We start from the raw sequence: 7,945 nt of genomic DNA, 5'->3' as shown, positions 1-7,945 counted from the left end.
GATAGCGGCACCGAAAAGGTGCTGGAAAGCGAAGAACATATCCCCGATCATGCAGTTGGGTTAAATATGGTACTGCGGCTTCTTTCGGATCCGGCGGACGGTTTAATCCAAAACCCGGACGAGATCGCGGCAGTAGGGCACCGCGTTGTGCATGGAGGGGATTGTTTTTCAAAGGCTACACGCATTACAGCCGGGATCAAAGAGAAAATCAAAGAGCTCTCGGACCTGGCTCCCCTGCATAATCCCGTCAGCCTGGAATGCATTGAAGTAGCGGAAGCCACTTTCCCGAAAGCGGTACAAGTGGCAGTCTTCGACACCGCATTTCACCAGACCATACCGGAAGTAGCATACCGGTATGCGATCCCCGAGAAGCTTTATGAGAAGGATAAAATGCGCGTTTATGGTTTTCATGGCACCAGCCACAGTCACGTGACGCAAAAAGCGATGCAGTGGCTCGGGAAGCAGGATGCCAAAATTATCAGCATTCACCTGGGTAATGGTTGCAGCATTACCGCAGTGGATAGTGGCCGCTCTGTGGATACAAGTATGGGGTTCGGACCTTTAAGCGGCTTGATCATGGGCACCCGCTCCGGGGATATCGACCCGTCGGTGCTGCTGCATTTAATGGATAATGGAACGTACACACCGGATGAAATCAGCGACATCCTGAACAAGCAGTCGGGGCTGCGCGGCTTTACCGGGTCCAATGATATGAGAGACGTGCGCAGGATGGAGCAGGAGGGCAGCCGCCCGGCCAGGCTGATCCTGGATATGTATACCTATCGGATTAAAAAATACATTGGCGCATACGCAGCTGTTTTGAATGGACTTGATGCCATTGTTTTTACGGCCGGAGTAGGAGAGAACGACGCCGCGATCCGCGAGGCAGTATGTACTGGAATGGAGTACCTCAACATTCATCTTGACAAAGAAAAAAACAATACGCGCGGTGCTAACATTCGTGAAATCAGCCAGGCAGGGAATGGCGTGAAAATTCTGGTGGTGCCTACGAATGAGGAGCTGGAAATTGCCCAGCAAACGCTTGAACTGTTGTAGGAATGTAAGCTGGCCGGAGATGTAGTGCAGCAATCTCCGGCCTTTTTGTTTGTTAAAACATAATCTGGTACCGAACCGAAACTGCTCTTCCCGGAAGGTTATAGCCTCTTTTTTCGTAATAATTCTCATCCGTTACATTGGTAACTTTCATGGTCAACGAATGCATTGCATTGATCCTGAAAGAGGCGGCGAGGTCAAGTACCATGTACTGCGGGTATTCAATTTCCGGGTTGACCGGATCTGTGTAATCTATATCTTTCCGCGTTCCTACCGACCTTCCCGAGAGCCGCACGCGCAGCCACTTCCGGTTGTCATATTCCAGACCGTAGTTGAATGTATTTTTTGCCACATTCTGGATATCGCGGTTTGTCGCTTTACCGTCTGTATCGATGATCAGCTCCCGCGCTTTGAAGATCGACGAACCGTTCCAGTAGGCGCGCAATGCATATCTGAAATCATTCAATGCGCCCAGATCGTACGAGATTTCGGTTTCAAGTCCGGCTATATGCGCGTCTGCCGCATTCACAAAGGTGGCCCGGGATACAATCACGTCGCCATTTGCCAGCGGCTCGCTGGTTGTCCTGATGATTTTGGCAATGCGGTTATCCACTTTGGTTGCAAAATAGGTAACACCGGCAGAGAAGCCTGATCTGGGTTTGGTATAATGCAGGCCCAGGTCCCAGCTGAGGCTGCTTTCATTTTTCAGGTCGGCATTCCCGGCGGTAACTGCAATCCTCCCTTTCGAATCCCGCACCTCATTGTAACCCGCCACACTGTAAGCATCAGTAGTCACGAATGCGCGGCCGAGTGCACCTTTAATCCGTAGAAATGGCAAAAACTGGTAAGTCGCACCCAGGCTTGGACTGGTGAACGGGTTTGTTTTCTTACCGGCTTTATAGGATGGTAAAAGGGCGGTTTGGCGCACATCAAATGTGATATTGTCGTAACGTATTCCCGGCTGCAATGTGAGTTTGTTGAAGGTCAGCAGTGCCTGTGCGTAGAATGCGGAGGAAATAATCGCATAGGCCGGCTGCGTGGGTCCGCGTTCGGTGGTATCGTTTGTCCATCTTCTGCTTTGGGTAGCTGCATGCAGGTAATCGTAGCCGAGGATCAGCGCGTGGTTGCCCAGCTTCCAGACATCTTTTACCTGTAAACCTTTCCATGCATTTTCTAACTCCGCCGAGCGGAATGGTACCACGGGCTTGCCGGATACATTCAGGGTAAAATTGCGGGTGTTTTCTTCGGAGGTAAACACTTTCAGCGACGGACTGTGCGCGTCTATCTTGCCGGAAACTGACAAATCAACGGCAGCGCGGTCCACATTCTTGGTACTGGCCTCTGAACTTCCGGAAGATATTTCGCCGGGCGACTCCACATCTTTGGCCTGGAAAGTCTCCCCGCTCACATCCACACGCCAGTTTGCAGCCAGCTGGTATCCCGCCCGCAGCCTGCCGGAGTAATAATGTAATTTCGTGAAAGGTCTTCTTTGTCCGTCGGTAAGACTTTCATCCACATTTTCAGTCCCGCCGGAAGCATAATTTTTCTGCGCATCCTGGAATCTAAATGCATTGCGGAGCCAGTTGTTTTTGCCGATTTTATAATCCTTTGCACGTTCCAGATAGTTGAAAGAAAGGTCGTAATCAAGCTTTTTGGTGAGGTTACCTCCTGCATTCATCCCGGCCTGGACGGCCTGGAAGCTACCATATTCGGCGAATGCAGCCCCCCTGGTGTCCCCTTTCGAACGTGCGGTAATAACATTGATCACCCCGCCCATTGCCTGCGAGCCATAAAGCGAAGAAGCGGGGCCTTTCAGCACCTCAATCCGCTCTACTCCATTCAAATTGATCTGAGAAAGGTTAGTAGCCCCGGCAGGCCGGCCATCGATCAAAAGCAAAGTCCGCTGGTTCAACCCCGAAAACTGCGGACGGAAACCTCTTATCCCGATACCGGAAGACAAATTGGGATACTGGATTACATCCACAGCAGCCGTTTTTCGCACGATATCAGTCAGGTCGGCAGCCGGCGTCATTTGAATATCTTCTTTCGTTATCAAAACCAGTTTCTGCGCAATCGTCTCCATCTTAGTCTCAAACCGCGTAGCGGTAATTACGACGGGGTTGAGGGTGTTTTGCTGGGTTGTGTCGGGTGTTTGTGCGGAGGTGAGAAGCGGAAGGAGGGAGAAGAGAAGGCCCAGTGCGTACCTCTTTGTTGCCAGTGTTTTTGCTTTTGTTGCCAGTACCTCGCCCTTTGTCAACCGTGTTCCTTTTGTTGCCAGTACTTCGCCCTTTGTCACCCTGAGCGCAGTCGAAGGGCAATGGCGTGACGCTACTTTGCTTCGACTGCGCTCAGCATGACAAAGCGAAAAAACAGCATGGCAAAGCGAATGCAAAGCATTCCAATTGCAAAAACGAAAATATAAGTACCTCATTTAAAATAAATTAACATAATTAATCAATAGAACAATTCTAGCGAACCAGCCAGCGTGATTGCTCCGATGATGATGGAGAATGCGCCTACGAGGTAGTTGACGATGCGCAGGAAAGTTTCGCGGTGGGAGACGAATTTACTGATGGAGAATGCGAAAAAATAGCCGTAGGCGGACATGGAGAGGATAATGCCAACACTTTGAATAACGATGATCCAAACTGCTGTGCGGGCGTCACTTGCGGCGAGCGTCAATGCTACTGCGCAGGCACCTCCGGTACCGGCCAGTCCGTGCACCATACCTACCCAGAAAGAGCGGCTGAACTTTTGAGAATGGACAACAGGTGCCTGGAAAGCTGTTTTTTTGAAATTACGCATAATCGCCATAACACCCAGCCATATCATCAGCGGTCCGACAAGCAGTTCCACTTTACCGGAAACTTCCAGCGAGAAGGTGGATTTGAGCAGCAGCACCAGCACTGCAAAGAGAATCAGCGTAAAAGAATGCCCAAGCGCCCAGTGCGACGACCGCCAGATCATTTTCCACCGCTGGCCCGGACTGCGTTTTTCATCCGTAGCCAGGACAGAAACGGCCGCCATGTGGTCGGGTTCAAAGGAATGCTGCACACCTAGGAGCAGGGAGTCAATAAGCAGAAAATTGATCATCGAATAAAATTTAACCCTGCAAGCGCAGGCTGATTGATTTTATCCGGATTGGAATTGGGAAACAGGGGAAGAAGGCAAGACGCAAAGCCGCCTGCCAAAATCCTCTCGCCTTTCTTCCCGAAAGCAAAACGGATATTTTCAAACGGCAGGTCTTCTGACTCGTTCAGCAACTAACGCCTTCCCGGAAGAGTGATGAATTTTGAATGACTGAATGATTGAATGACTGAATGAGTGAATGAATTTTAGTTTTGAGTTAGCGAGTTTTGAGTTAGTGAATAATTATTGTATAAACCTGTAACTAAAAACTATTCACTAACTCACTAACTCACTAACTCACAACTCACTCATTCAATCATTCAATCATTCAATCATTCAATCATTGCCCTTCCAGTGGCCAAATGTCAATGCTTGGTTTATGAACTTACAGCAGCGGGTACTGTTCCGGATTTACACCGGATTCCCTTTTAATCACACCAGCGGCGTGAACCAAATGAGGCGCAAAGCTATATGTTTTTAAATGCTGCGAGGTAAAAATTTCCTTACTGATAAAAAATGTGCGTCTGTCGCGCTGCCTTCCTGGATTTCTGCGAAATCGTGCTACATTTGCCACAAACAAGTTCTTTGCTATCTTTTTCCAACAGGAAAGGTTTTACTAACCAGTGAATTAATAGGGGAATCGTGTGAGAATCACGAGCTGTCGCGCAACTGTAAGTAACGTATCGAATTCGATGTAAACGTTACGAGTCAGAAAACCTGCCTTTTCTTTGTTGACAATGCTTTCGCGGAATGAAGCTAGTCTGATCTGGATATTGCGTTTCAGGGTTAATGCCCTGTGCTCTTCATTGGGTTTTTCCTAATCCATTCTTCCTGTATTTTTCTTTTTTTTTCCTGTCGATCGTATTGTGAGATATAGCGGGGGCTATCAACTTTTTTTGCCACGAATGCACGAATGGACACGAATGCGTGTGCAGCCGGACAGGGTTGGTGTTAGCAGCGGAATCAATGGCCCAGTCTCATTTTCTTATTTCTGCCCCGGCAAGCAACTCGGGTAAGACAACCCTTACGCTGGGTTTACTGCGCGCACTTACCAGGCGCAACCTGAAAGTTCAGCCTTTCAAGTGCGGACCGGATTACATTGATCCCATTCACCACACCGAAGCCGCGCGGAACCAGAGTATCAATCTCGATACATTCATGTCTTCCAATGCGCACGTGCAGGCACTTTACGCAACGTATTCGGCTCACTCCGACGTGGCTGTGACCGAGGGTGTAATGGGGCTTTTCGATGGTGCTCAGAAAATGGACGGCAGCAGTGCGGCGATTGCAGAACTGCTGGGTATACCGGTTGTTCTGGTAGTTGACGCCAGGTCAATGGCGTATTCGGCTGCGGCTTTGCTGTTTGGCTTCAAAAACTTTTACCCGCACATCTCCATTGCAGGCGTGATTTTCAACTTCGTTGGAACAGAATCACATTATCGCTTTTTGCAGGATGCCTGTGCCGATGCGGGCGTTGAGGCGCTTGGTTATTTGTCTAAAAACAGCGCACTGGCTATCCCCTCGCGACACCTGGGCTTGCATATTTCTGCGGACACAAATTATGAACAGATCATCGAAAATGCAGCTCACGCAGTGGAGCAAACGGTGAACCTGGACCGGCTGCTGGAATTAACGAAGGTTCAGATCAATCATGAAGGAAGCCGCCCACCTGTACCAGCAAAAGAACCGGAAAGCAAGCTGAAAATTACCATCGCGCGTGATGAAGCATTCACTTTTACTTACCACCAAAATATAGAAGTACTGGCTGGTTTAGGTCATATTACCTGGTTTAGCCCGATCAGCGACCCTGTACTTCCCGTAACTGATTTCCTCTATATCCCGGGCGGCTATCCCGAGTTGCACGCGGCTGAGCTAAGCGAAAATGAATCCATGCGGGCGAGTATCAAAGCTTATTGTGATGAAGGCGGTTTGACTTTCGCGGAATGCGGCGGACTGATGTACCTGGGCGAGCAGCTTACGAATGCGCAGGGTGATACATTTGAAATGGCAGGCGCACTCCCATGCAGCACCAGTATGCTGCATTCCAAAATGGTACTGGGTTATCGTATCGGAAATTGGGACGAAATGCAGTTCAAAGGTCACGAATTCCATTATTCGGGATTTACAAACAACAGTTTGACCACCGACAATGCGCTGATCACGAATGCAAGAGACATTGAAACAGAAACAAAGCTCTACCGGCAAAACAACACCTTCGCTACCTACATGCACATTTACTGGGGCGAAACGGCAAGCTTCATAAAAAACATAGTCACCAAAGCAAAAGAAAGCCGTCAGCCGACAGCCGAAAGCCGATAGCCAAAAAATGATTTCACACAAACGCCAGCGTGTCACACGCTCAGACGGAAAATCCATTAACCTGGTACAGCGCCGGGGACATTTGTCGTACTGCTACAATGCCTGCTGCTGCGGCCGGGTTGACCGTGGCTATGCGGCTATACCGGTTGAACTCTACAAAAGCGAATGGCTGAAACGTAAGCTGCGCAACACTGTTCACCTGACCAAAGGCGGCTGTCTCGGCCCGTGCACACTCGCCAATGTGGCGACCCTGCTTTTTGACGGGCATTCAGTATGGTTCCATTCGATCAATAACGACTGGCAGATCGTCGCGATTTTCGATTACATTGAGAGCATGGTCAAAGCCGACAGGTACCTCGTGCCCCCGGCTGACCTGGCTGAATATGTATTCCAATTTTATACCTGGAAAGGCTCTGAAAATGCAACAATAGCTGGTGAAACTGCTTTGCCAACAGAAGGAATCGTATTCCTCACCCACGCAGATACCGACCTGCTCGCGCTGAACCGGGCAATGGAACTGCTGCCCAACGATTTTCCAAAAACGTTGGGAATGAGTTTGATGGGTATCAAAAGTGAGGCGCAAATGGCGCAGCTGCTCGAAAGGGAAATCGCGGAAGCTAAGATTATCGTAATCCGCATTCACGGCCGGCTGAGCGGTATCCCCGGTTTCGGCGAGCTGGTGAATCTTGCCAAAAAGCGGCAGCAGCACCTGATTGTGGTCAGCGGCACGGGCGAGCTGAATCCTGAATTTGCAGCAGTATCTACGGTTTCGCCCGCGATTTTGCAAGATACACTGAGCTATTTGCAAGCCGGCGGGTACAACAACCTGGCCTCGCTGCTCTTCTACTTGTCGGACCATCTGCTGATGACAGGCTTCGGCGCGGAGCCGGCAGCTGCATTGCCTGAACACGGCATCTACCACCCCGACCTGCCCGAGAATGCGGATATGGGCGATTGGTTAAAGTTTTATAATCCCGCACAAGCAACCGTCGCAATTACCTTTTACCGGGCGCACTGGATCAGTGGGAATACGGGATTTGTGGATGCCATGATCAGGTCGCTGGAAGAGCGGGGGCTGAATGCGCTGCCGGTTTTTACCTCGTCCCTGAAATCCATTGATCCCGGAAGCGGCCGGCCCTTCGCATTTCAATTCTTTGAAGCGCCTGTGCGGGTGGATGTTTTGATCAATACCATTTCGTTTGCAATTACGGATATACAACCCGCAGGTGCCGTCAGCAAACCGGTTGCCGCACTTACCAGTCTCGATGTGCCTATCCTGCAAGCAATTACCAGCGGCATGGCGCGCGGACCCTGGGAATCGTCGGCCCGAGGACTGAACCCGCTGGATACCGCGATGAATGTGGCTATACCCGAATTTGACGGCCGGATTATTACGGTACCTGTTTCATTTAAGGAAAAAGGAAAGGAAGCGAAAGGCTACGAG

At 50.0% G+C, this 7,945-nt stretch carries 5 protein-coding genes and 2 riboswitches; of the genes, 3 read left to right on the top strand and 2 right to left on the bottom strand.

Annotated elements, in window-relative coordinates:
• The coding region (locus ACTIE6_RS12085; protein WP_439556878.1) for an acetate/propionate family kinase at positions 1–1,056 on the top strand (1,056 nt) is incomplete at its 5' end.
• Positions 1,057–1,108: 52 nt separating this feature from the next.
• Here ACTIE6_RS12085 and ACTIE6_RS12080 read toward each other — a convergent pair.
• Both ACTIE6_RS12080 and ACTIE6_RS12075 read right to left on the bottom strand, forming a co-directional pair.
• On the bottom strand, positions 1,109–3,349 hold the full coding sequence (locus tag ACTIE6_RS12080; protein ID WP_439556877.1) for a TonB-dependent receptor plug domain-containing protein: 2,241 nt from the start codon (positions 3,347–3,349) through the stop codon (positions 1,109–1,111).
• Between the two features lie 158 nt (positions 3,350–3,507).
• On the bottom strand, positions 3,508–4,146 hold the full coding sequence (locus ACTIE6_RS12075) for a hypothetical protein (protein ID WP_439556876.1): 639 nt from the start codon (positions 4,144–4,146) through the stop codon (positions 3,508–3,510).
• 127 nt (positions 4,147–4,273) lie between these two features.
• Positions 4,274–4,652: riboswitch (cobalamin riboswitch) on the bottom strand.
• Positions 4,653–4,773: 121 nt separating this feature from the next.
• Positions 4,774–4,921: riboswitch (cobalamin riboswitch) on the top strand.
• 227 nt (positions 4,922–5,148) lie between these two features.
• Between ACTIE6_RS12075 and ACTIE6_RS12070 the strand changes: the two genes are divergently transcribed.
• Entirely contained in the window at positions 5,149–6,501 is a 1,353-nt protein-coding gene (locus ACTIE6_RS12070) for a cobyrinate a,c-diamide synthase (RefSeq protein WP_439556875.1), read from the top strand.
• Between the two features lie 7 nt (positions 6,502–6,508).
• Positions 6,509–7,945 (top strand): cobaltochelatase subunit CobN (locus ACTIE6_RS12065; RefSeq protein ID WP_439556874.1); only part of this gene is annotated, 1,437 nt, incomplete at its 3' end.

The sequence above is a fragment of the Dyadobacter sp. genome, assembly GCF_051859145.1.
GTDB lineage: Bacteria > Bacteroidota > Bacteroidia > Cytophagales > Spirosomataceae > Dyadobacter.
The sequence above is the reverse complement of the archived record's forward strand: the minus strand, read 5'-3'. Positions and strand labels throughout refer to the sequence as shown.